Annotated in this window: 18 protein-coding genes and 1 pseudogene; 5 read left to right on the plus strand and 14 right to left on the minus strand. The window is 64.1% G+C overall.

What is annotated here, in order from left to right; translation table 11 throughout:
• Positions 1-18: 18 nt before the first annotated feature.
• Positions 19-987: an SMP-30/gluconolactonase/LRE family protein gene (locus tag IVA98_RS25750; protein WP_247355739.1), complete on the plus strand. Its 969-nt coding sequence runs from the start codon at positions 19-21 to the stop codon at positions 985-987.
• Between the two features lie 161 nt (positions 988-1,148).
• On the opposite strand, the gene IVA98_RS25755 is transcribed toward IVA98_RS25750, so the two are convergent.
• Both IVA98_RS25755 and IVA98_RS25760 read right to left on the minus strand, forming a co-directional pair.
• Positions 1,149-2,579, minus strand: coding sequence for an aldehyde dehydrogenase family protein (locus IVA98_RS25755; RefSeq protein ID WP_247302999.1), 1,431 nt, complete (start codon positions 2,577-2,579; stop codon positions 1,149-1,151).
• Between the two features lie 248 nt (positions 2,580-2,827).
• The gene (locus tag IVA98_RS25760; protein WP_247303001.1) at positions 2,828-5,191 is read right to left on the minus strand and encodes a thiamine pyrophosphate-binding protein; all 2,364 of its coding nucleotides are present in this window, start codon (positions 5,189-5,191) and stop codon (positions 2,828-2,830) included.
• A gap of 134 nt (positions 5,192-5,325) precedes the next feature.
• Here IVA98_RS25760 and IVA98_RS25765 point away from each other — a divergent pair, with 134 nt between their 5' ends.
• Entirely contained in the window at positions 5,326-5,787 is a 462-nt protein-coding gene (locus tag IVA98_RS25765; RefSeq protein ID WP_247279301.1) for an Lrp/AsnC family transcriptional regulator, read from the plus strand.
• Positions 5,788-5,790: 3 nt separating this feature from the next.
• Here the strand turns inward: IVA98_RS25765 and IVA98_RS25770 are convergent, their stop codons facing one another.
• The 9 genes from IVA98_RS25770 to IVA98_RS25810 form a co-directional block, all read right to left on the minus strand.
• Positions 5,791-6,870: a zinc-binding dehydrogenase gene (locus IVA98_RS25770; protein ID WP_247303003.1), complete on the minus strand. Its 1,080-nt coding sequence runs from the start codon at positions 6,868-6,870 to the stop codon at positions 5,791-5,793.
• A 60-nt stretch (positions 6,871-6,930) separates the two neighbouring features.
• Positions 6,931-7,872 (minus strand): DMT family transporter, encoded by a 942-nt coding sequence (locus IVA98_RS25775; RefSeq protein ID WP_247303391.1) that lies wholly within the window; start codon positions 7,870-7,872, stop codon positions 6,931-6,933.
• 187 nt (positions 7,873-8,059) lie between these two features.
• Positions 8,060-8,899, minus strand: coding sequence for an aldo/keto reductase (locus IVA98_RS25780; RefSeq protein WP_247303392.1), 840 nt, complete (start codon positions 8,897-8,899; stop codon positions 8,060-8,062).
• A gap of 128 nt (positions 8,900-9,027) precedes the next feature.
• Positions 9,028-11,730 (minus strand): nitrate reductase, encoded by a 2,703-nt coding sequence (locus IVA98_RS25785; protein WP_247355740.1) that lies wholly within the window; start codon positions 11,728-11,730, stop codon positions 9,028-9,030.
• A gap of 27 nt (positions 11,731-11,757) precedes the next feature.
• Complete coding sequence (locus tag IVA98_RS25790) at positions 11,758-12,975, minus strand: NAD(P)/FAD-dependent oxidoreductase (RefSeq protein WP_247303007.1); 1,218 nt, start codon at positions 12,973-12,975, stop codon at positions 11,758-11,760.
• A 74-nt stretch (positions 12,976-13,049) separates the two neighbouring features.
• Positions 13,050-14,429, minus strand: a complete 1,380-nt coding sequence (locus IVA98_RS25795) for an MFS transporter (protein WP_247303009.1) — start codon at positions 14,427-14,429, stop codon at positions 13,050-13,052.
• A 339-nt stretch (positions 14,430-14,768) separates the two neighbouring features.
• The gene (locus IVA98_RS25800) at positions 14,769-15,563 is read right to left on the minus strand and encodes an ABC transporter ATP-binding protein (protein ID WP_247303011.1); all 795 of its coding nucleotides are present in this window, start codon (positions 15,561-15,563) and stop codon (positions 14,769-14,771) included.
• A gap of 11 nt (positions 15,564-15,574) precedes the next feature.
• Positions 15,575-16,471, minus strand: coding sequence for a nitrate ABC transporter permease (gene ntrB / locus IVA98_RS25805; RefSeq protein ID WP_247303013.1), 897 nt, complete (start codon positions 16,469-16,471; stop codon positions 15,575-15,577).
• A 60-nt stretch (positions 16,472-16,531) separates the two neighbouring features.
• The gene (locus IVA98_RS25810; protein WP_247303015.1) at positions 16,532-17,851 is read right to left on the minus strand and encodes a CmpA/NrtA family ABC transporter substrate-binding protein; all 1,320 of its coding nucleotides are present in this window, start codon (positions 17,849-17,851) and stop codon (positions 16,532-16,534) included.
• 670 nt (positions 17,852-18,521) lie between these two features.
• Between IVA98_RS25810 and IVA98_RS25815 the strand changes: the two genes are divergently transcribed.
• Positions 18,522-19,361, plus strand: coding sequence for a formate/nitrite transporter family protein (locus IVA98_RS25815; RefSeq protein ID WP_247303017.1), 840 nt, complete (start codon positions 18,522-18,524; stop codon positions 19,359-19,361).
• A gap of 66 nt (positions 19,362-19,427) precedes the next feature.
• Positions 19,428-21,158 carry a bifunctional protein-serine/threonine kinase/phosphatase gene (locus tag IVA98_RS25820; protein WP_247355741.1) on the plus strand — a complete coding sequence of 577 codons (1,731 nt, stop codon included), beginning with the start codon at positions 19,428-19,430 and terminating at the stop codon, positions 21,156-21,158.
• A gap of 23 nt (positions 21,159-21,181) precedes the next feature.
• On the opposite strand, the pseudogene IVA98_RS25825 reads toward IVA98_RS25820, so the two are convergent.
• A pseudogene (locus IVA98_RS25825) lies at positions 21,182-21,307 on the minus strand (flavin reductase); the annotation flags it as partial.
• Between the two features lie 136 nt (positions 21,308-21,443).
• Positions 21,444-22,313 (minus strand): SDR family oxidoreductase, encoded by an 870-nt coding sequence (locus IVA98_RS25830; protein ID WP_247303021.1) that lies wholly within the window; start codon positions 22,311-22,313, stop codon positions 21,444-21,446.
• 102 nt (positions 22,314-22,415) lie between these two features.
• On the opposite strand from IVA98_RS25830, the gene IVA98_RS25835 reads away from it, so the two are divergent.
• A complete protein-coding gene (locus tag IVA98_RS25835; protein ID WP_247303024.1) occupies positions 22,416-23,309 on the plus strand; it encodes a LysR family transcriptional regulator in 894 nt (297 codons plus the stop codon).
• Between the two features lie 32 nt (positions 23,310-23,341).
• Here the strand turns inward: IVA98_RS25835 and IVA98_RS25840 are convergent, their stop codons facing one another.
• Positions 23,342-24,259 carry an intradiol ring-cleavage dioxygenase gene (locus IVA98_RS25840; protein ID WP_247303026.1) on the minus strand — a complete coding sequence of 306 codons (918 nt, stop codon included), beginning with the start codon at positions 24,257-24,259 and terminating at the stop codon, positions 23,342-23,344.
• Between the last annotated feature and the right edge of the window lie 70 nt (positions 24,260-24,329).

Here is a 24,329-nt window from a genome sequence, read left to right on the forward strand (position 1 = left end):
CAACAACGAGACCTGCACATGAACGATGCATCGTCCCACACGCAAGGCTGGCGGCCGGCGACCTATTACCCCGATCCGGCAATACGTGCACTCGATCCCCGCTTCGAAAAATACTGGCTAAAACTTTCGGCGGTGGAGCGGCTGGCGAGCGGCCTGCGCTGGGCCGAGGGGCCGGTGTGGTTCGGCGACGGGCGCTACCTCTTGTGCAGCGACATCCCGAACCAGCGTATCATCAAATGGGAGGAGGAAACCGGCACCGTCAGCGTGTTCCGGAAACCCTCGAATTTCGCCAATGGCAACACCAGGGATCGCCAGGGCCGGCTCGTCACCTGCGAGCATGGCGGCCGCCGTGTAACCCGCACCGAATATGACGGCACCATCACCGTGCTGATGGATTCGTTCAATGGCAAGCGGCTGAACTCGCCGAACGACATCGTGGTGAAGTCCGACGGCTCGATCTGGTTCACCGATCCGACCTTCGGCCTGCTCGGCAATTACGAGGGCTACAAGGCCGAGCCCGAGATCGAACCGAACGTCTACCGGCTCGATCCTGCGACCGGCAAGGCGACCATCGTCGCAGAAGGCGTGCTCGGACCGAACGGGCTGTGCTTCTCGCCTGACGAGAAGATTCTGTACGTCGTGGAATCGCGTGGGCAACCGAACCGAAAGATCCTCGCCTATGACGTCGCGGCGGACGGCACCACGATCGCCAATAAGCGCGTCCACATCGATGCAGGTCCCGGCACGCCGGACGGCATGCGCTGCGACATCGACGGCAATCTCTGGTGCGGTTGGGGCATGGGCGATCCCGAGCTCGACGGCGTGGTCGTGTTCGCGCCCGACGGCGTCATGATCGGCCGCATCGCGCTGCCCGAGCGCTGCGCCAATCTCTGCTTTGGCGGCGTCAAGCGCAACCGCCTGTTCATGGCGGCGAGCCAGTCGATCTACGCGCTGTTTGTGAACACGCAGGGCGCGGTGGGGGGATAGGTCCTACTCTCTCCTCCGTCGTTGCGAGGAGCACTTGCGACGAAGCAAATCCAGACTTTCTCCGTGGAGGGACTCTGGATTGCTTCGCTTCGCTCGCAATGACTAAAAAAAGCCGGAGCGGTTTCCCGCTCCGGCGTCAAATTTGGTTCAGACGATAAAGCTTACGCCGCGTTGAAGCCGGCGACGGCCTTCACTTCGAGGAAGTCTTCCAGGCCGTACTTGCCCCACTCGCGGCCGTTGCCGGACTGCTTGTAGCCGCCGAACGGCGCGGTGCGGTCGTTGGGCACGCCCTGAAGGTTGACGTTGCCGGCGCGGATCTGACGCGCCACCCGCTTGGCGTCCTCGACAGTCGCGCCCGAGACGTAGCCGGCAAGACCATATGGCGTGTCGTTGGCGATCTTCACCGCATCGGCCTCGTCCTTGGCGCCGATGATGGTCAGCACCGGTCCGAAGATTTCCTCACGGGCGATCGTCATGTCGCTGGTGACGTCGGCGAAGATGGTCGGGCGGACATAAAAGCCCTTGTTGACGCCTTCGGGCAGGCCCGGGCCGCCGGCAACGAGCGTCGCGCCCTCGTCGATGCCCTTCTTGATCAGCGCCTGGATCTTGTCCCACTGGCCGCGGTTGACGACCGGGCCGATGGTGGTGCCTTCGGCGCGGGGATCGCCCGCCTTGGTCTTGTCGGCGACGGCCTTCGCGATCGCGGCGACTTCCTTCATCTTCGACAGCGGCACGATCATGCGCGAGGGCGCGTTGCAGGACTGGCCGGAGTTGTTGAACATATGCATCACGCCGCCGGTCACCGCCTTCTGCAGGTCGGCGCCTTCGAGGATGACGTTCGGCGACTTGCCGCCGAGCTCCTGGCTGACGCGCTTGACGGTCGGAGCTGCGCGTTTCGCCACGTCGATGCCGGCGCGGGTCGAGCCGGTGAACGAGATCATGTCGATATCGGGGTGCTCGCTCATGGCGGCGCCGACCTCGGGGCCGAGGCCGTTGATGAGATTGAACACACCCTTCGGCACGCCCGCTTCATGCAGGATCTCCGCGAAGATCAGCGCCGAGGTCGGTGTGAACTCCGACGGCTTCAGGATCATGGTGCAGCCGGCGGCGAGCGCAGGCGCAACCTTGCAGGCGATCTGGTTCAGCGGCCAGTTCCAGGGCGTGATCATGCCGACGACGCCGATCGGCTCGCGCAGCACCATGGCGGTGCCGACCGGCTCCTCGAAATGGTAGTTCTTGAGCACGTCGAGCGTGGTCATGAGATGGCCGAGGCCGGCGCCGGCCTGGAGCTTCTCTGCCATCGGCAGCGGTGCCCCCATCTCGTCGGAGACGGCGGCGCCGATCTCCTTGAGGCGGCCCTTGTAGATCTCAATGATTTTCGTGAGCAGCGCGACGCGCTCCTCGCGGCTGGTCTGGGAGAACGTTGCAAAGGCGCGCTTGGCGGCGGCAACGGCCTTGTCGACGTCGGCCTTGGAGCCCAGCGCAACCTCGTACATCGCCTCTTCCGTCGCCGGATTGACCACGGCGGTGGATTTCTTGACGGCGGGATCGACCCAGGCGCCGTCGATGTAGAATTGCATGCGATTGACCATCGTTAACCTCTTCTTGGGGGCTTGGAGGGGGCGTTTCGGCAGGCATCCTTGCACGAAAGCGCCGGCAATTGAACCCGCCATATGCGGGACCAGCGTTGCGGCGGACTGAGGTATATGAGCCGGCGGTGGGAACGTGGCAAGGTTCTCTCGATCGTCATTCCGGGGCGGCTCGAAGAGCCGAACCCGGAATCTCGAGATTCCGGGTTCGATGCTGCGCATCGCCCCGGAATGACGACGTCGTTACCTCACTACACCGCCATCTTCCGGTGCAGCACCGGCGCGCCGGTGGTGAGGCTTTCGGCCGCATCGATGATGGCGTTGGCATCGATGCCGTGGTGGCGGTAGAGCTCGGCGATCGTGCCGGTCTGACCGAACTGATCGACGCCGAGTGCCTCGACGCGGTGGCCGCGGACGCTGCCGAGCCAGCCGAGCGCGGCGGGATGGCCGTCGATCACGGTCACGATGCCGCAGTCGCGCGGCAACGGCGCCAGCAGTTTCTCGATGTGGCTGAGATGCTGCACGCCGCGGCGGTCGCGCCGCAATCTTCGCGCGGCGGTCCAGCCAGCGTGGAGACGGTCGGCCGAGGTGATCGCGAGCAGGCCTACGTCGCGGCGGCTCTCGCCGATGAAGCCGGTCGCCTCGATCGCTTCCGGCGCGACTGCGCCGGTATAGGCGATCACGACTTCGGCATTCGGCCCCGGCTTGCGCAGCCAATAGGCGCCATCGGTGATGCCCTGCCTCAGCTCCGGAGTCATGATGCGCTGCGCCTGCTCGATGCTGCGCGTCGACAGCCGCAAATAGACCGAGCCGCCCTCGCCGGCCTCGCGCTGCATGTGCTCGAAGCCGAAAGCCATGATGACCGCGAGCTCGTCGACGAAGGCCGGCTCGAATGAGGCGAGCCCATCCTGCGCCATGCCGATCAACGGCGTTGCGATCGACTGGTGCGCGCCGCCTTCAGGCGCGAGCGTGATGCCCGATGGCGTTGCCGCCACCATGAAGCGCGCATCCTGATAGCAGGCATAATTCAGCGCATCGAGCCCGCGCTCGATGAAAGGATCGTAGAGCGTGCCGACCGGCAGCAGCCGCTCGCCGTTGATCTGATGCGACAGGCCGAGCGCCGAGAGCATGATGAACAGGTTCATCTCGGCGATGCCGAGCTCGAGATGCTGCCCCTTCGGGGAAGCATCCCAATTATAGGTCGAAGGAATTTTCTCGCTGCGGAATAAGTCCGCCTTCTCGGCCCGCGCGAACAGGCCGCGGCGATTGACCCAGGGGCCGAGATTGGTCGAGACGGTCACGTCGGGCGAGGTCGTGACGATGCGCTTCGCGAGCTCGCTGTCGCTGCGCGCGATCTCGTTCAGCACGAGACCAAAGCCCTGCTGCGTCGACATCTGCGGCGACGGCTTGAACGCGAGCTGCTGAGGCACCTCGACCGCGGGCGCGTTCAAGCGACGGCCATCCTGGTTGAACGGCACCCGCGCCAGAAAAGCTTCGAGTTCGGCCGGGTCTTGCGCGAGCCCCTCGAACTTGTCCCATTCATGCCCGGGCCGGATGTTCTGGCTGTCGCGAAACTTCTCCATCTGCGCGACCGTCATCAGCCCCGCGTGGTTGTCCTTGTGACCCTGGAACGGCAGGCCGACGCCCTTGATGGTGTAGGCGATGAAGCAGACCGGGTGATCGTGGTCGATGGACTCGAACGCCTCCAGCATGCTCGCCATGTCGTGGCCGCCGAGATTCGACATCAGCGCCAAGAGCTCGTCGTCGCTGCGCTTGTCGATCAGCTTGGTGATCGGGCCCTGGTCGCCGATCTCATCGTGCAGATGCTTGCGGAACGCCGCGCCGCCCTGAAAACACAGCGCCGCATAAAGCGCGTTCGGACAATTGTCGATCCAGCGCTTCAACGCCTCGCCACCCGGCTCGGCAAAGGCCTCGCGCATCAGCCGGCCATATTTGACGATCACCACGTCCCAGCCGAAATTGCGGAACATTGTCTCGAACTTTTCCCAGAGCCCTTCGCGCACGACGGCATCGAGCGACTGCCTGTTATAGTCGACCACCCACCAGGTGTTGCGCAGGCCGTGCTTCCAGCCTTCTGCAAGGGCTTCGAAGATGTTGCCCTCGTCCATCTCGGCATCGCCGACCAGCGCAATCATCCGCCCTTCGCTGCGATCCTTCATCCAGCCATGCGCCTTGACGTAATCCTGCACCAGCGAGGCGAACAGCGTCTGCGCGACGCCGAGGCCGACCGAGCCGGTGGAGAAATCGACGTCGTCGACATCCTTGGTGCGTGAGGGATAGGACTGCGCGCCCTTGAAGCCGCGAAAATTCTCCAGCTTCTCGCGGGTCTGCCGTCCGAACAGATATTGGATGGCATGGAACACCGGGCTCGCATGCGGCTTCACTGCAACGCGATCCTCGGGTCTCAGAACGCTAAAATAAAGGGCCGACATGATGGTGGCGAGCGAGGCGGATGAGGCCTGGTGGCCGCCGACCTTGAGGCCGTCCGCGCTCGGGCGGATGTGGTTGGCGTGGTGGATGGTCCAGGACGAGAGCCACAGCGCCTTGCGGCTAAGGGCGGTCAGGATGTCGAGGCGGGCGGAATCAACGGGCATGGCAATGCTCCCGGAAACAGGTCGGGCCGATGATACGCCGGCCGGCCGCGCCAGACTTCTCAATTTTTCGCGCCATACCCGCTTGTCTTGGGATACTTTACCAACGGAAGGCCAAATACACAGGGTTGATCCCAATGCCCGAGCTCGACACCATCGATCGGAAAATCCTCGCGCTGCTCCAGACCGACAGCCGCATGACCATGCAGGAGCTTGCCGACAAGGTCGGGCTCTCGGTCTCGCCCTGCCACCGCCGCGTCAAGCTTCTGGAGGAACGCGGCGTCATCTCGCGCTACGTTGCGACCGTCGACCAGAAGGCGCTGGGGCTACACGTCAGCGTCTTCATCTCGATCAAGCTGGCGCGGCAGAAGGAGGAAGACCTCAACCGCTTCGCCCGCGCGATCTCGAAATGGGACGAGGTGCTGGAATGCTATCTGATGACCGGCAATCGCGATTATCTGCTGCGCGTGGTGGCCGCCGACCTCGCCTCCTACGAGACGTTCCTGAAGACCAAGCTGACCCGGCTCGACGGCATCGCTTCGATCGAATCGAGCTTTGCGCTGAGCCAGGTGAAGTATTCGATCGCGCTGCCGGTGTAGGATTCACCGCCACGGCTGCACGATGATCTTGGTGTGCGCCTCGGGATTGGCGAGATCGGCGAACGCTTTTGCGACGCCGTCAATACCGACCTCAGCGGTCACCATCGCCGCCGCATCCACCTGCCCTTCCGCGATGAGACGCAGCGACGCTGCGAACTCGTCCGGGGTGTAGCCGAGCACGTACTGGACGTTGAGCTCCTTCATGATGCCCAGCATCGGCTCGCTTTTGTCGGTTTCCATGCAGACGCCGACCACGACAACGCGCGCATCGCGCGGCGCGCCTTCGAACACCTGCTGTAACAGGCCGGGCACGCCGACACATTCGAAAATGATCGCAGGCTTCAGCGCCGGCAGCATGGCCTGGAATGGCGGTCGCGCTGCCTTCTCGGCCTCCGACATCTGGGCGTGCTCGGCCCAGGTCGCATACGGCTGCGACACCCGGGGATCGACGACGATATCGGCGCCAAGCCTGGCCGCAAGCGCGCATCGCGCCGGCGAATAGTCGGCGGCGACGATCGGATGCAGCCCCTTGAGCTTGAGCGCAGCGATCACCGCAAGCCCGACCGGGCCGCAGCCGATCACCAGCGGCACCTCGCCACCACGGATATTGGCTTTTGCGACGGCGTGAACGCCGACGGCGAGCGGCTCGGTCAGCGCGGCATGTTCCGGCGCAAGGCCGTTGGGCACTTCGAGCAGCAGCGGCTCGCTCAGCAGCATCGCCTCGGCATAGCCGCCGATATTGTCGTTGGAATAGCCGATGCCTTCAATGCCCTGCGGCGTCACCAGGGCCGGCAGCGAGCAGACCCGCGTCCCCGGCCTAAGCTTGCGTTCGGTGCCCGGTCCGTAATCGACGATCTCGCAGCAGAACTCATGACCGAACACGACGTCGCGGCTGAGGTCCATCGGCTTGCGGCCGGTCTTCCGCGCCATCTCCACCATGCGGTGGGCGTGCTGGCGTGCGTGCAGATCGGACCCGCAAATGCCGCAGGCGAGCGTCTTGACCAGAACCTGGCCGGGACCCGGCGTCGGCTCCGCCATCCGGTCGACGACGATCTCACCGTTCCTGAAAATCGCAGCGCGCATCCGGCTCCTCCCGTGGTGTTGGAGCCGTTGATAGCACGAGGCGCGACACGCGATCTTGTGTCAGGGGTTCGGGGAGCGCTCTTCCAGCACCAGAAGCTGGGCGCGGCGCACCCGCTCGCGATGGGCGATGTAGAGGCCGCTCGCGACGATGAAGGCCGCGCCGACGATGGTCCAGAGGTCAGGCACCTCACCGAAGATGAAGAAGCCCAGAATGCTGACCCAGAGCAGCTGGGTGTAGGAGAACGGCGCCAGCACCGAGGCATCGCCATAGCGATAGGCCAGCACGATGATCCATTGGCCGACGGTAGAGGCAACTCCGATCACGATGCCAAGCCCGATCGCGGTCCAGCTCGGCGTGACCCAGACGAACGGCACCATCACGGAAAGGATCGCAACGCCCGTCAGCGCCGAATAAGCCATGGTGGTGAGAACCGCCTCGCGACCGCTCATCATGCGCGTCAGGATCAGCGCGGCAGCCCAGCAGAACGCCGAGATGATCGGGAAGAACGCCGCGGCATGAAATGCGCTGGAGCCCGGGCGCAGGATGATCATCACGCCGGTCAGGCCGATCGCCGTGGCGATCCAGCGGCGCAGTCCGACCTTCTCGCTCAGGAAGATGATCGATAGCGCGGTGACGAACAGCGGCGAGACGAAGCCGGTGGCGGAGGCTTCCGCAATGGGGAGGAAGCGGAGACCGGTGATGAAGAACAGGGAGGAGCCGAGCAGCGCGGCGCCGCGCATCAATTGCAAGCCAAGGCGCTCGGTGCGCATCGCATGCAGCGGCGAGCCCGGCAGCATCACCGGCGTGAACATCAGCGCGAAGGTGACGAAGCGGATCCAGGTGATCTCGATCGACGGCAGGCTGGTCGAGAGATATTTCGCGGTGGCGTCGGATGTGCCGAGAAACACCGTCGACAGCAACACCAGCGCAATGCCTTTGAAGGGATGATCGACGCGCGCGGGCGCGCGGCGAACTTCCTGCTTCTTCTCCGGCACGGGCATGGGAATATTGTCGAGCCTTGCGGCTGCGGCGGGCGGCGGTGTCACGGCTGGAACCCGGGAAAATGCGAATCGAGAACGCTCGTAAAAAACGACAAATGCGCCGCGCTCGCAACTTCCGAAAACAGGATGCCGATATGCGCTGACGTCCGCGCGCGTCAATACTCCATTAATAATGCGCGTTTGTGCATTACAACATGGGCAGGCTGCGCGGCTTCGGCCCGCGCGGAAACGCCGCATCGAGCGCCGCAATCTCGTCTTTCGTCAGCACGAGATCGCCAGCGGCCGCATTTTCGCCGGCATGTTCCGCGGACGAGGCCTTCGGAATCGCGAACACCGTAGTTGCACGGGTGAGGAAGCTCAGTGCGACCTGACGCGGCGTCACGCCACGCGCCTCCGCAATGCGCCCGAGCACGGCACCACCCTTGCTGCGCGCGTCCGGGAAATCGTCATGACCAAACGGCGAATAGGCGACCACGGCGACATCATGCCGCTCACACCAGGGAATCACGGCATGCTCGATCGCGCGTTCCTTGAGATGATAGAGCACCTGATTGCATGCGATCCGCCCCTCGCCCGCAACCTCGAGTATTTCCTCAAGATCCTCAGCGTCGAAATTGGAGACGCCCCAGGACTTGATCTTGCCGGTCTTCACCAGCTCTTCGAACGCGGCGACGGTGTCCTCGAGCGAATAGGAGCCGCGCCAGTGTAACAGATAGCAGTCGAGCCGATCGGTCTTCAGGCGTTTCAGCGAACGCTCACACGCCGTGATCGTGCCGCGGCGCGAGGCGTTGCTCGGCAGCACTTTTGAGACGAGGAACACTTCATCGCGACGGCCCGCAATCGCGTCCGCAATGACGAGCTCGGCATCGCCATACATCTCGGCGGTGTCGATGTGGGTCATGCCGAGATCGAGCCCGCGCTGAAGCGCGGCAACGGCGCGCTTGCGGTCGCCATGGTCGAGATACCAGGTGCCCTGTCCGATGACGGAGACGTTGGCGCCGGTCGTGCCGAACGGGTTTGATTTCATCTGCAATCCTATCTCCACTGCCTATGTCGACCCGGCGAATGCAGGACCATTACCACAGGGAGATGTTGTTACAGAAGACGATGGCGACAGTTCCGTTCCGCGCGCGATGAGATGGAAGTAGCGCGCTGCTACCCCGCCGCCCCCGCAAGCTTACCCTGCTTCGCCGGCACTTCCGTCGTTGCAATCAACCGCTTCAGCTCGGGGATGCAGGAGCCGCAATTGGTGCCGGCCTTGAGCTTGGCGCCGATCTCGGCCGCGGTGCGCGCCCCGGCGGCGATGGTGTCGCAGATCGTGCCGCGGCCGACGCCGAAGCAGGCGCAGACGATCGGCCCGGTCGAGGCCGCGCCCTCCGTCGACTTGCCTGCCAGCAGCATGCGGCGCTGCTCGTCGGTGACGTGATCGGAGGCAAAGACATTTCTGACCACTTCCCAATCGCCGGCGTCATGCCCGGGGCCGACGAACAGGCAGGCCTCGATGCGATCGCCCGCGAACGAGGCTGCGCGATAGATGCCGCCGCCGAAATCGCGGTATTCGGCAACGTCCTCGCCGGCGACGCCGTCGAGCCAGGCCGGCCAGCGCGATAGATCCGCATTGTCGGCGAACAGATAGCCGAACCCGCCGGGGACCGTGACGCGGGTCCACAACAGGTTCGGCGGCAGATCGAGCTGCTGTCGCGACAGCGCAAAGCCGCGAAAGACGTATTCGTAAGGCGCGATCGCGACTGGGGTCGCCTTGGACTCGGGCTGTCCGGAGAACGGATCCGTGAACGACTGCACCAACGCCCCGACGCGGCCATGCGAGGCATTCATCGCGCTCCAGTGGATCGGAACGAACAGCGTGCCGCGCTGCTGGCGTTCTGTGACAGCGACCTTCAGGATGCACTGGCCGTAATCAGTGCTGACGCGGGCATAGCCGTCATCGACGATGCCGTATTTGCTGGCGTCGTCCGGGTGGATCTCGACAAACGGCTCGGGCAGATGCGCGCCGAGCCGCTGGCTGAGGCCCGTGCGCGTCATGGTGTGCCACTGGTCGCGGATGCGTCCGGTGTTGAGCCTCAGGGGACGCGAGGCGCCGGTCTCGCTGCGCAACGCCGGCACTTCCGGCGCGACGAAGCGGCCCTTGCCGTCATTGGTGAAGAAGCCGCCATTCGCGAAGAAGCGCGCGCCGGGCGCCTCGCCTTGGCGCGCCGGCCACTGCACCGGCTTGAGTGCATCGAAAGCTTCGTCCGACAGCGAGGTCAGCGCGCCGATGTCGAAATCACGGCTGCCGTCGTTCTCGAAGGCCGAGAGCGCCGCGTGCTCGCGAAAAATCTCGGCGGCCGATTTGTAGTTGAAGCTGTCGCCGAAGCCGAGACGTTTTGCGGTCTCGCTCAGGATCCACCAATCGGGGCGTGCCTCGCCCGGCGCCGGCAGGAACGAGCGCTGGCGCGAGATGCGGCGTTCGGAGTTGGTCACCGTGCCCGACTTCTCGCCCCAGGCGAGTGCCGGCAGCAGCACATGCGGGCCCGCTTCGACGGTGTCGTTGAAAAGCACGTTCTCGGAGACCACGAACAGCTCGAGCTTCTTCAGCGCCTCGCGCACGAAGTCGGCGTCGGGAAGCGACACTGCCGGGTTGGTGCCCATCACCCAGAGTGCCTTGACCTCGCCGCGGTCGATCGCCTCGAACAATTGCACCGCCTTCAATCCCTCATGCGTGGCGATGCGCGGCGCCTTCCAGAACCGCCTGACACGATCGATGTCGGGCGGCGTGAAGCCCATATGCGCGGCGAGCATATTGGCGAGGCCGCCGACCTCGCGGCCGCCCATGGCGTTGGGCTGGCCGGTGAGCGAGAACGGCGAGGCGCCCGGCTTGCCAATGCGTCCCGTCGCAAGATGGCAGTTCAGGATCGCGTTGACCTTATCGGTGCCCTGCGCCGACTGGTTGACGCCTTGCGAATAGAGCGTGACGACGCGCGGCGTGTCGCGGAACATCTGAAAGAAGGCCGCAACATCCTGTTCGGAGAGGCCCGTGGCCAGCGCCGTCGCAGTGACGCTGCCAGCAATGTTGCGCGCGCGAGCCAGCGCATCGTCGAAGCCTGAGGTGTTGTTCGCGATGTAGTTCTGATCCAGCGCGCTGTTGTCAGCGAGATGGACAAACAAGCCGGAAAACAGCGCGGTGTCGGTTCCGGGCTTGAGGCCGAGGAACAGATCGACGTCATCAGCGGTGTCGGTGCGGCGCGGATCGATCACGATCATCCGCGCACCATGCTCCTGCCGGTTCTTCAGCATGCGCTGGAACAGCACGGGATGGCACCAGGCCGCATTCGATCCGACGAACACCAGCAGGTCAGCCTGGTCGAGATCCTCGTAGCAGCCGGGCACAGTGTCGGCGCCGAAGGCGCGGCGATGACCGGCGACCGAGGACGACATGCACAGCCGCGAATTGGTGTCGACATTGGCGGTGCCCACAAAGCCCTTCATCAGCTTGTTGGCGACGTAATAGTCCTCGGTAAGCAATTGGCCGGAGAGATAGAACGCCACCGCGTTGGCGCCGTCGCGCGCCACGATGTGCTGCATGCGGTGGGCGACGTGATCGAGCGCATCGCTCCAGGCGACGCGCTCGAGCACGCCCTTGCAGCGGATCATCGGATAGAGCAGTCGGCTTTCGAGGCCGACGGTCTCGCCCAGCGCTGAGCCCTTAGAGCACAGCCGGCCGAAATTGGCGGGATGCTCGGGGTCGCCCGCGATCGCCGCGCCGCCCTTGCCGTCGGGCGTCGCCAACACGCCGCAGCCGACGCCGCAATAGGGACAGGTCGTCTTGGTCGTGCGGAGCGCGGGATCGATCGCCGTCATATCGAACTGCCTTATCAAGCTGCCTTGTCAAGCCGCCTTGGAGGGACGCGCCAGCGCGCGGCCGAACATCATGTCGGTGCGGATCGCCGCCACCTTGTCGCGATTGCGGATCAGTTCGAGATACCAGAGCGCATCGACGGTATCGCCGATCAGTACGGCGCCGGCGAGCCGGCCATCGGCAATGACGAGCTTCTTGTAGGTGCCGCGCCTGCGGTCGGTGAGCACGAGGTTCTCGCTGCCCTCCCCGCCCATGAAGTCGCCGGCCGAGAACACGCCGACACCGGAGACTTTCAGATTGGTCGAGACCACGCTGCCCTGGTAGGCGGCCGGACGGCCGGCCAGATGCCGCGCCAGCACCCGCGCCTGCTCGTAAGCCGGCTCGACCAGGCCATAGCAGATGCCGCGATGCTCGGCGCATTCGCCGAGCGCGAAGATGTCGGGCGAAGCCGTCTGCATCACGTCGTTGACGACGATGCCGCGGTTGACCGCGATGCCGGCGTCCTCGGCCAGTGCGACGTTCGGCTTGATCCCGGCGGCGAAGATTACGGCGTCGGCCTCGATACGGCTGCCATCGGCAAGCTCGACGACCTCGACACGGCCCTCTCCATGAATGCGGGCGGTCGAGGCATTGAGCAGGATCCGGATGCCCTTGCGCTCGACCAGCGTCTTGAGCAGATCGGCGGCCGGCCCGTCGAGCTGGCGCTCCATCAGCCGGTCCATCAGATGCAGCAGCGTCACCGGCGCGCCGGCCTTGGCAAGGCCATACGCCGCTTCGAGACCGAGCAGGCCGCCGCCGACCACGACGACGCGCTTCTTCGCCGCAGCTAGCGTCAGCAACAGATCGACGTCACGCGTATCGCGGAAAGTGTGCACTCCGGCTAAATCGGCGCCCGGCACGTTAAGCCGCAGCGGCGTCGAGCCGGTGGCGAGCACCAGCTTGGAATATTCCATGCTCTCCTCGCCGGCGATCTTGAGCTCGCGGCGGCCGGTATCAATCTCGGTGACCCGATAACCGTAGCGCACCGTGACGCCGCGATGGCGCCACCAGTCGGCCGGCCGGAGCTCGATCTCGTGCGAGCCGGTCTCGCCAGCCAGCACGGATGAGAGCAGCACGCGGTTGTAAGCGAGCCGCGGCTCTTCGCCGATGACGGCGACCGCGTAGCGGCCGAGCGCGGTCTTGGCGAGCTCATCGACCAGTCGCGCAGCCGCCATACCGTTACCGACAATGACGAGCGGTTCACTCATGGCAATTCCCTATTCCATAGCCTGCGGTGGAGCTTCTCCCCGCGTACGGGGAGAAGCGAGCTTCGTATCGAGTGTCACACTCTTGCTTCCGCAAGGCTCGACGCGCCTTCACCCTGCGGGCTGCGACGCAGGTAGAACCACCAGGTCAGAGCGAGGCAGGAGGCGTAGAAGGCGAGATAGATCGCAAGCGCGAGCTGCGGCCCGCCGGTCAGGGCGATCGACTTGCCGAAGCCGGTCGGGATCAGGTAGCCGCCGACCGCGCCGATCGCACCGATGAAGCCGACCGCCGCGCCGCTCTCGATGCTCGCCGTCTTCAGCGCGAGTGCGCGCGCCGTATCGCCCTTGCCGCGCACTTTGAACAGATTCTCCTCGCGAAAGATCGAGGGGATCATGCGATAGGTCGAGCCGTTGCCGATGCCCGTCGTCACGAACAGGATCAGGAACATCGACAGGAAGCCGATGAAATCCTTCTGTCCCACGAAGTAGAGCACGCCAACCGTGGCGCCCGCCATCATGATGAAGTTCCAGAAGGTGATGATTGAGCCGCCGATCTTGTCGGCAAGCCAGCCGCCGAGCGGGCGCGAGAGCGAGCCGACCAGTGGCCCCAGGAAGGCGATCGAGATCGTCACGGCTGGAAACTGCGTCTTGATCAGCAGCGGGAACGCGGCGGAGTAGCCGATGAAGGAGCCGAATGTACCGATATAAAGATAGGCCATGATCCAGGTGTGCTTGCGCTTGACGATCGCGAGCTGATTCTTCACCGATGATTTCGCCGAGGTCAGGTTGTTCATGAAGAACACGGCGCCGAACACCGCGATCGCGATCGGCAGCACCCACATCAAGCCGGCGTTCTGGAGGAAGACGCCATCGACGGGCGTGGCCTGGAACAGGTTGATAACCGCGAGCGTCATCAGGATCGGGGTCAAGAGCTGCACGCTGGAGACGCCGATATTGCCGCCGGCGGCGTTGAGGCCGAGCGCCCATCCCTTCATCCGGTCGGGAAAGAAGAAGGAGATGTTGGTCATGCTGGAGGCGAAATTGCCTCCCCCGAGGCCCGCGGCCGAGGCAACCAGCAGCATCAGCCAGAACGGCGTGTCGGGTTGGCTCACGAAATAGGCAAGCGACAGCGTCGGAATGAACAGGATCGCTGCACTGAAGACGGTCCAGTTGCGGCCGCCGAAGGTCGTCACGGCAAATGTGTAGGGGAAGCGCATCAGGGCGCCGATCAGGCCCGGCACGGCGACGAGCTGGAACAGCTGGTCGGTGGTGTAGTGGAAGCCCGCCTGCGGCAGCTTGGTGGCGACGATGCTCCAGATCAGCCAGACCGAGAAGCCGATATGCTCGGCCACGATCGACCAGATCAGGTTGCGTCGCGCGATGGTCTTGCCAGTCGTATTCCAGAACGCCTCATCTTCGGGGCGCCAGTCTGAAATCCAGGTTGGATTCTTCGTCATTGAGTATCCCTTCTAGGCTCACCGCTGCGTCGTTGCAGGCTCAGCCTCCGGCCACGGAGGCACGCTCCGAGGCGTCACCCCGGTGGCGAGTTCACGATGCTGATTGATGATGTTGAGGGACGTCGTCGTTGGCGTCGCGCAATTACATTTCAATTTCCGTGCCAGTTGCGCGCACGCTGGAAATATAGGGATTTCAGCACGTTATTCGTATTGCCCGAATTTTTTGCAGGGCCTTTCCGCACGCTAAATTTGCGATTCGCTCAATCCTTGTGCGACGCACAAGGATTGAGCGGCATGTCGATTAATTAGGCGCGCGCATATCGCCCGTTAACGCTTCGGTTAGGCGGCCTCGACGAAGCGATGACGCTCGTAGAGGAATTCGAGCACGCGCTGCCGGCACTTCAAGTAGGTGGCGCTGGTCGCAAGCTCGAGCCGCTTGCGCGGCCGCGTCAGCGGCACCTCCAGCACCTCGCCGATGCGCGCGCTCGGCCCGTTTGTCATCATGACGATGCGGTCGGACAACAGCACCGCCTCGTCGACATCGTGGGTGATCATCAGGATGGTGTTGCCGAGCTTCTGATGCAGCGCCATCACGGAGTCCTGGAGATGCGCTCGGGTCAGCGCGTCGAGCGCGCCGAAGGGCTCGTCGAGCAGCAGCACCTTCGGCTCCATCGCCAGCGCCCGCGCAATGCCGACGCGCTGCTTCATGCCGCCGGAGATTTCGGAAGGACGCTTGTCCCTGGCGTGGGCCATCTGCACCAGGTTGAGATTGTGCATCACCCAGGCGTCGCGTTCGGCGCGGGATTTGGTCCTGGAAAAGACCTTGTCGACGCCGAGCCTGACGTTCTCATAGACGGTCAGCCACGGCAGCAGGCTGTGGTTCTGGAACACGACGGCGCGATCGGGCCCCGGCGAGTTGACCTCGCGGTTCTCCAGCAGCACGCCGCCGGTGGTCGCGCCGGTCAGGCCTGCGATGATGTTGAGCAGGGTCGACTTGCCGCAGCCGGAATGGCCGATGATCGAGACATATTCGCCCTTCTCGATCGTCAGGTTGATTTCCTTGAGCACCTCCGTGGTGGCCGCGCCGCGAGTGAAGACCTTGTCGATGTGGTCGAGCTTCAAATAGGCGGTCATGTGCCCTCCTCTCAATTCTGCGCGGTGCCGCGGGTGACGAACTTGCCGAGGCCCGCGATCAGGCGGTCCAGCACGAAGCCGACGATGCCCACATAAAACAGCGCCAGGATGATCTCGCTGATGTGCGAGGAGTTCCAGGCGTCCCAGATGAAGAAACCGATGCCGACGCCGCCGATCAGCATTTCGGCGGCGACGATGGCGAGCCACGACAGGCCGATGCCGATGCGCAGGCCGGTGAAAATGTAGGGCGCGGCCGCCGGAATCATGATCTTGGAGAAGAACTCGAGCGGATTGAGCTGCACCACGGCCGCGACGTTGCGGTAGTCCTGCGGGATGTTGCGGATGCCGACCGCGGTGTTGATGATGATCGGCCAGATCGAGGTGATGAAGATGACGAAGATCGCCGAGGGTTGGCCATCGCGAAAGGCGGCGAGCGAGAGCGGCAGCCAGGCGAGCGGCGGGATGGTGCGCAGCACCTGGAACAGCGGATCGAGCCCGCGCATCGCCCAGACCGACTGTCCGACCAGCACGCCCAACGCGATGCCGGCAATCGCCGAGAGCGAATAGCCGAAGGCGACGCGCTGGAGACTGGCGGAGAGATGCCAGAACAGGCCCTTGTCGATACCGCCATGGTCGAAGAACGGATCGAGGATCAGCTCCTTGGTGTCCTTGAACACTTTTGATGGCGGCGGCAGCGCCGAGCCGGCGCGGCGGCAGACCAGCTCCCAGACCAGCGTCAGCAGCGCGATCACGACCAGCGGCGGGATCACGCGCGCGGCCGTCTCCCGTGCCATGCGTGCGTAAGCTTCAGTGCGCGGGGGACGCTTTGGCGTCATCGCGACGACCGGCGCGGCGCTGGCCGCAGGCGTCGCCGTTTCAATCTCGATCTTGGCGGCGGACATATTCATTGCAATCTCTCCGGCTTCAAAAGACGATGCGGCCGCGCAAAGGCGGCCGCTGGCCCCCGATCAGACTTCGACACGCTTGATCGCGAGCGACTTCAGATAAGCAGCCGGATTTTCCGGATCGAACACCTTGCCGTCGAAGAAGGTCTCCTTACCGCGCGAGGTGGAGGCCGGGATCTCGGAGGCCGCGACACCGAGCGTCTTGGCCGCATCGCGCCACATGTCCTCGCGATTGACCTTGGCGATGAGCGCCTTGGTGTCGAAATTCGCCTCGTACTTGCCCCAGCGGATGTCCTCGGTGAGGAACCACAGATCGTGGCTCTGGAAGGGGTACGAGGCGAAGTCGCGCCAATACTTCATGATGTGCGGAGACTTCTCCACCACCTTGCCGGGGATGCCGTAGTCGAACTTGCCTGCGGTACGATCGAGCACGTCCTCGACCGGGCAGTTCATCCACTGCCGCTTGCCCATGATGGCGGCAAGCTCGGCCTTGTTCTCGGCCTTGTCGGCCCATTGCTGGGCTTCCATCACCGCCATCAATAGCGCCTTGGCGGCCTTTGGGTACTTGTCGACGAAGGCGGCGCGCATGCCGAAGGATTTCTCCGGATGCTTATTCCAGAGCTCGCCGGTCGTCAGCGCGGTGTAGCCGATATTCTGATGGATCAGCTGCAGATTCCAGGGCTCGCCGACGCAGAAGCAGTCCATGGTGCCGACCTTCATGTTGGCCACCATCTGCGGCGGCGGCACGACGATGGTCTCGATGTCCTTATCGGGGTCGATGCCGCCGGCGGCGAGCCAGTAGCGGATCCAGAGATCATGCGTACCACCGGGAAAGGTCATTGCCGCCTTCACCGCCTTGCCGGACGCCTTCTTCTTGTCCAGCGCAGCCTTGAAGGGCGTCGCATCGACGCCGAGCTTGAGGTCAGCATATTCGTTCGCAACGGAGATGCACTGGCTGTCGAGATTGAGCCGGGCCAGGATGTACATCGGCGTCGGCTGGTTGTTCTGCGTCACCTTGCCGGCCGAGATCAGATACGGCATCGGGGTGAGGATATGTGCGCCGTCGATGCCATTGCCTTCGGAGCCGAGCACGAGGTTGTCGCGCGTGGTGCCCCAGGAGGCCTGCTTCTGCACGTCGGTGTCGGGCATGCCGTATTTTGCGAACAGGCCCTTGTCCTTGGCCACGAACAGCGGGCCGGCATCGCTGAGCGCGATGAAGCCGAGCTTGGCGCCCTTGACCTCGGGGCCTGCCTCCTGCGCGAAGGCGCCAGCGGGGAAATTCAGTTTTGCGGCGGCGAGAAGTGCGGCGGTAGCGCCGGTCGCCTTCATCAATTGGCGGCGGCTAAGCCCGTTATCCGAGGGCCGGCGGGTGCGCTTGGTCATAGGCAGTGTCGTCCTTTGCGTCGTTGCAGAATTGATGGCTTCAGTGCACACGATCAGCCCGTCCGTCCGGCGGCGCCGTCTTTGGCGCATGCGAACGCACGACCGGGGAAACCCCCGTCTGGTGGCGTCGGCAAGTCGGATGAGAAGTCTCGCGGGACGGCTTCAATGGCGTCGGCACCGAACTATTCAAGCTTCGTGCCAAGCCCGACGGCCACAATACGTAAGAACAATCAACATGTTACTGGAATTGCGGCAGGCTGCCGCATCAGCGCTTCGCATGTGAAACTTGCGATCTGCTCAATCTTTGTGCGACGCACAAACCTTGTGCAGAAGACCAAGCAGGAGGCCGACAGGCGCTTCGGGGGCCGCTTGAGCAGAGACACATCCTGCTGATATCGCTTCAGTTTTCTTCCGCGCACGAGCGGCACGCAACTTGCATCTCCTTGGGCGTCAACGAAGACTGCGGCTTGCCGCATGGTTGCAGCCTCTGACGGCTGCATTCCGGAAGCTCAACTGCTTCGCGGTCCTCTCGCTCGTCGTGACGCGATTCCCAAGGCTTCCAACTCCATAGCCCTCGTGCGCGGCAGGCCAGCCCGCACGGCGCCAAGACGTTCAGCGCACTCTCAATGAGGGTGTGTCGATCTCACTTACGAAGCAAAAGGAACCATTGATGTCGTATCTCGCGCCTTCGGAATTCGTCACCAAGATGGTGGATGCGGGCGAGTCCAAGATCTTCATGTCCACCCGGGATACCATCATCCGCGCCTACATGGCCGGCGCGATCCTGGCGTTGGCAGCCTGGTTCGCCGTCACGATCAACGTCAACACCGGCCAGCCGCTGGTCGGCGCGCTTCTGTTCCCCGTCGGCTTCGTCATGCTCTATCTACTGGGCTTCGACCTCCTGACCGGCGTGTTCGTGCTCTCGCCGCTCGCGCTGATCGACAAGCGCCCGGGCGTCACCCTCGGCGGCGTGCTGCGCAACTGGGGCCTGGTGTTCATCGGCAATTTCGCCGGCGCTTTCACCGTCGCCTTCATGATGGCCTTCGTGACGACATTCGGCTTTACCCAGGCGCCCGACAAGGTGGGCGCAGCCATCGGCAACATCGGTGAAGGCCGAACCCTGGGATATGCGGCGCACGGCGCGGCCGGCATGGCAACGCTGTTCCTGCGCGGCATGCTCTGCAACTGGATGGTCTCGACCGGCGTGGTCGGCGCCATGATTTCGACCTCGGTCCCCGGCAAGGTCATCGCGATGTGGATGCCGATCCTGGTGTTCTTCTACATGGTGTTCGAGCATTCCGTCGTGAACATGTTTCTGTTCCCGTCGGGCCTTATGCTGCATGCGAAATTCTCGATCATGGACTATCTGATCTGGAACGAGATCCCGACGGTGCTCGGCAACCTCGTCGGCGGCCTCGCCTTCACCGGCATGACCCTCTACGCCACGCACGTTATGACCCTGCCGAAGCGCGAGCTTGGCAAGGCTACGAAGCCCCGCGTTGCGGCCTAATCGAATACGTCTCGACAGAGGAGCCTCGCCCGCGCAGGGTGAGGTTCTTCTTTCCTGGTGACGACCATGACCCCCGGACTCCTGATTTCGGTCGGCCAGCACTCCGACAAGGGTCGCAAGCCCGTCAACCAAGATTTTCATGGCGTCCTCATTCCAGAGGAGCCGCTGCTTAGCCTGAAGGGCATCGCCGCCGTCCTCGCCGACGGCATTTCGAGCAGCACGGTGAGCCAGATCGCCAGCGAGTCGGCGGTCAAGAGCTTCCTGATGGACTATTACTGCACGTCGGAATCCTGGACCGTGAAGACGTCCGCCCGCCGCGTGCTGGATGCGACCAATTCCTGGCTGCACGCGCAGACGCGCAAGAGCCAATACGCCTATGATCGCGACAAGGGCTATGTCTGCACCCTCACCGCCATGGTCATCAAGGCGACCACCGCGCATATCTTCCATGTCGGCGACTGCCGCGTCTACCGCGTCGCCGGTAAGGCGCTCGAGCAACTGACCGACGATCACCGGATCATCGTGTCGTCGGAGCAGACTTATCTCGGCCGCGCACTCGGCATCAATCCGCAGCTCGAGATCGACTATCAGGCCTTCGAGATCGAGGCGGGCGACACCTTTCTGCTGGCGACCGACGGCGCCTACGAATTCGTCGACGCGCGCTTCGTCACGAGCGCGCTGAACGAGCACGCAGGCGAGCTCGACGCGGCGGCCAAGGCCATCGTCGAGGAAGCCTACCGGCGCGGCAGCGACGACAACATCACGGTCCAGATCCTGCGCATCGATGCAGTGCCGCAGCGCGAGCCGGCCGGCATCTTCAATCAGACGTCCCAATTGCCGCTGCCTCCGCTGCCGGAACCGCGCGCGATCTTCGACGGCTACCGGATCGTGCGCGAGATCCACGGCAGCAGCCGCAGTCATATCTACCTTGCCGTCGACACCGAGACCGAGGAACCGGTCGCGCTCAAGCTGCCGTCGGTCGACCTGCGCGATAACGCCGCCTATCTCAAGCGCTTCCTGATGGAGGAATGGATCGCGCGCCGGATCGACAGCCCGCACGTGCTGAAGCCGCGGTCACACTCGAGACGGCGCAGCTATCTCTACATCGCGACCGAATTCGTCGAAGGCCAGACCTTGAAGCAGTGGATGACCGACAATCCACGCCCCGATCTCGAAACCGTCCGCGCCCTCATCGAGCAGGTCGCCGCGGGCTTACGCGCCTTCCACCGCATGGAGATGCTGCATCAGGACCTCAGGCCGGACAACATCCTGATCGACAAGACCGGCACCGCCAAGATCATCGACTTCGGATCGGTCAGGGTGGCGGGCGTCGCGGAAGCGGCGCCGCGAGACGAGGCCGACGACATCCTGGGAACGGTCCAGTATACGGCGCCGGAGTACTTTCTCGGCGAAGGCGGCTCGCCGCGCTCCGACATGTTTTCGTTGGCTGTGATCTGCTACCAGATGCTGACGGGAAAGCTGCCCTATGGCACCCAGGTCGCCCGAATTCGGCGCAAGGCGGACGTGCGGCGACTTCAGTATCGCCCAGCCGACGACGACCGCAATGTGCCGGCCTGGGTCGACGGCGCGCTCAGGCGCGCGCTACATCCTGATCCCTACAAGCGGCACGACGATCTGTCCGAATTCATCTACGAGCTTCGCACGCCCAATCCGGTCTATCTCGACACGCGCATCACGCCGCTTTTGGAGCGCAGTCCGCTGATGTTCTGGAAATTGACCACGGCGGCGCTCGCCTGCGCGGTCGTCGTGCTGCTGGCGATATTGCACGCGCGCTGATCAGGGGCGTGGCCTCGCAGGGCTCACCACGTGATCAGCGGAGACTGATGCAGCCATGCATCCGCGCGCACCTGATCCAGCACGAATTTCGCAACGTCTTCGCGCGCAATGCTGCCGCCATGGAAGTCCGAAAGATCCGTCAGGGCCCGACCGCCTGGCTGACGATCAGCCGGCCGGTGGCGCCAAGTACCAGTATCTTCGCTGCGCCGTCCGGATTCACCGGAACGGTGCCCGTTGAAGCGATCATGATCGAATTCCTTGTGAGGATTGGGGCGTGCCGTATCGTCAGGCGGAGGCCGCGATCTCGGAGACGAAGTCGCGGTAGGAGCGCAGGGGACGGCCCAGCAGCGCGGTCAGACGCTCGACGTCGCCGGCTTCGGGCACCATTCCCTCGATGAGGAAACGCTCGCTCATCAGCCGCATGTCGAAGGCCATCCAGTTCGGCATGAACTGCCTGAGATTCTTCTCGAAGCCGGCGGTATCGTCGCCGGGATAGGCGATGGTGCGACCCAGCACCTCCGACCAGACCGCGGCGGCTTTCGCGCCGGTTAGCGTTTCGGGGCCGACGAGGTTGATGCGGGCGAGCGGCAGCGATGTTGCGGCTCGCTCACGACGGATGAGTTCGACGGCCGCGATCTCGCCGATGTCGCGTGCGTCGATCATGGCCAGCCCCTTGCTCCCGATGGGCATCGGATAGATGCCGTATCCGGTCACCACGTCCTTGATCGTGACGTCGTTGTTCATGAAGTAAGCGGGGCGCAGGATGGCGGCGTTGAAGCCCATCTGCTCGATCATCCGCTCGACGCCGAACTTGCCGGCAAAGTGCGGCACGTTCACGTAGCGGTCGCTGTGGATCACCGAGAGGTAGACGACCCGCTCGATGCCGGCCTCGCGGGCGACGTTGAGCGCAATCAGCGCCTGCGTGAATTCATCCGGCACCACTGCGTTGAGCAGGAACAGGGTCGAGACTCCGCTAAACGCGCCGCGGAGCGCGTCGACATCGAGCAGGTCGCCCTGCACGACAGTGACGCCTGCCGGGAGGTTTGCCTTTGCAGGATCGCGGGCGAGAGCACGGACATCGGCGCCGCGCTTGACGAGTTGTTCGACGACGTGGCGGCCAATGGTGCCGGTTGCGCCGGTAACGAGGATGGTCATGGGATCACTCCGGGTTTTGGTGAAGAAGACACCCGGGAATTAGTGGTCCACATTTGAACCGATAGACGATATATGTAGACGGATCGTCTCACTGGTGGAACGATGGACCTGCTCGCACTCGCCGACTTCAACCTCGTCGCCCGACACGGCGGGTTCGGACGCGCCGCACGGGCCGCCGGGCGCCCGAAAGCCACCTTGTCCCGGCGGGTCGCCGAGCTGGAGGCCGCGCTCGACCTGCGCCTGTTCGAGCGCGGCGCGCGCGACCTGAAACTCACCCAGGAAGGACGCGCCCTTTACGAGCGGACGGGAGCATTGCTTACCGAGCTCGACGAGACGGCCGCGGCAATCGCTTCGGGTGGGGACAGGCCGCGGGGCCGCCTGCGGATCAGCGCGCCTTTGCTGTTCTCGCAAACTGCAATGGGGAATCTCGCGGCCGGGTTCGCGCTCAGATATCCGGAGGTCCGTCTTGAGGTCACAACGGAAGATCGCTCCGTGGACATGGTGGAGGAAGGGTATGACCTCGTCATTCGGGTCAATCCGGCTCCGGACGAGAGCCTTGTGGGACGGATCTTTCTGCGCGACCGGCTGGTGGTCGTGGCGAGCCCGGATTTGAAGCGGCCGAGGGACGGTATCGCTGTGCCGGCTGTCATGCGCGGAGCGGGCGACCAGCTAACAACCTGGGAAGTGACGGTGCCAGGCGGAAGATCGCGCATCACGGTTGATCCGGTCCTGCGCCTGTCATCGCTCGTCATGGTCCGCGATGCAGTCCGGGCGGGCGTCGGCGCCGCGCGCCTTCCCGTGTCACTGGTCAGTCACGACCTGGCTGCCGGCACGCTGGTGCATTGGGGCGACATCGACGGACCCGAGATCGCGTTGTGGACGCTCTATCCATCGCGGCGGCTCTTGAGCGCGCGCGTATCCGCCTTCCTCGACTTCATGAAAGAAGCCTTTCCGATGGGCACGCCTGACGAGCTGGCGGCCTTCATTGGGCGCTGAGAGAGGCGGCGCGCGCTGCTCGCGCCTGACCGTCAGGCCGGCTCCTCCGCCTTCGTCCCCAGCGGCTTCGGCGCCATACCGCCGCCCGGCTTGAGGCGGAATTCATAGCTCATCAGGTGCCACTGCCCGTTCGCCTTGGTGCCGTCGGGCATCTCAAGGTCGTTGCGCGGCTCGACCTTGGCCACCAGATCGTCCTTCACACCGAACACCACGTCGGAATCCAGGTATTTGTCGCCATCCATGAAGACGTGGGTGATCAGCGGCTCATAGCCCTTTGCATTGACCAGGAAATGGACATGCGCCGGGCGCATCGGATGGCGGTTGGTCTGCATGATCATCTCTCCGACCGGACCGTCGGTCGGGATCGGGTAGCTGCACGGCAGGATGGTGCGGAAGAAGAACCGGCCGTCGTCATCGGTGATGAAGCGCGCCCGCGCTGAGGCGCCGACCTCGTTATAGTTCGGCTTCTGTGAATCATAGAAGCCGTCATCGTCGGCATGCCAGACGTCGACGGGGACATTCGCGAGCGGCTTGCCCTTGAGATCGGTGACGCGGCTCTGCACGAACATCCGTTCGCCGGTCTGATTGTTCGGCGAGATGTCGGTGCCGTGCGCGGTCACCTTGTGCTCGCCGACGTAGAACGGGCCGAGCACCGTGGTCTGGGTTGCGCCCTCGCGGTCGCGGTGATTGACCGCGTCGACCAGCATGGAGACGCCGAGCACGTCTGACAGCAGGATGAACTCCTGGCGGGTGTCGGTGCATTTCTGGCCGGTGCGGGTCAGGAAATCGATGGCGTATTCCCACTCCTCGAAGGTGAGACCGGTCTTGCTCACGTAGTCGTGCAGCGACTTCACCAATTCCTGGAGCAGGAATTTCGCGCGCGGGTTGGGTGTCCGGTCAAAGCTCCGGATGACGGCTTCGGTGAGCTCGGTCTCGTTGAACTGGGTCATGGTGCGTTTGCCTGCGTTTTCTCGTTGGCCCGTTGGGATCTCTTGGGGCTGCTTGGCGGCGTTCCAGATT

Origin of the sequence: Bradyrhizobium sp. 160 (assembly GCF_023073735.1) — a bacterium.
Classification (GTDB): Bacteria; Pseudomonadota; Alphaproteobacteria; order Rhizobiales; family Xanthobacteraceae; genus Bradyrhizobium.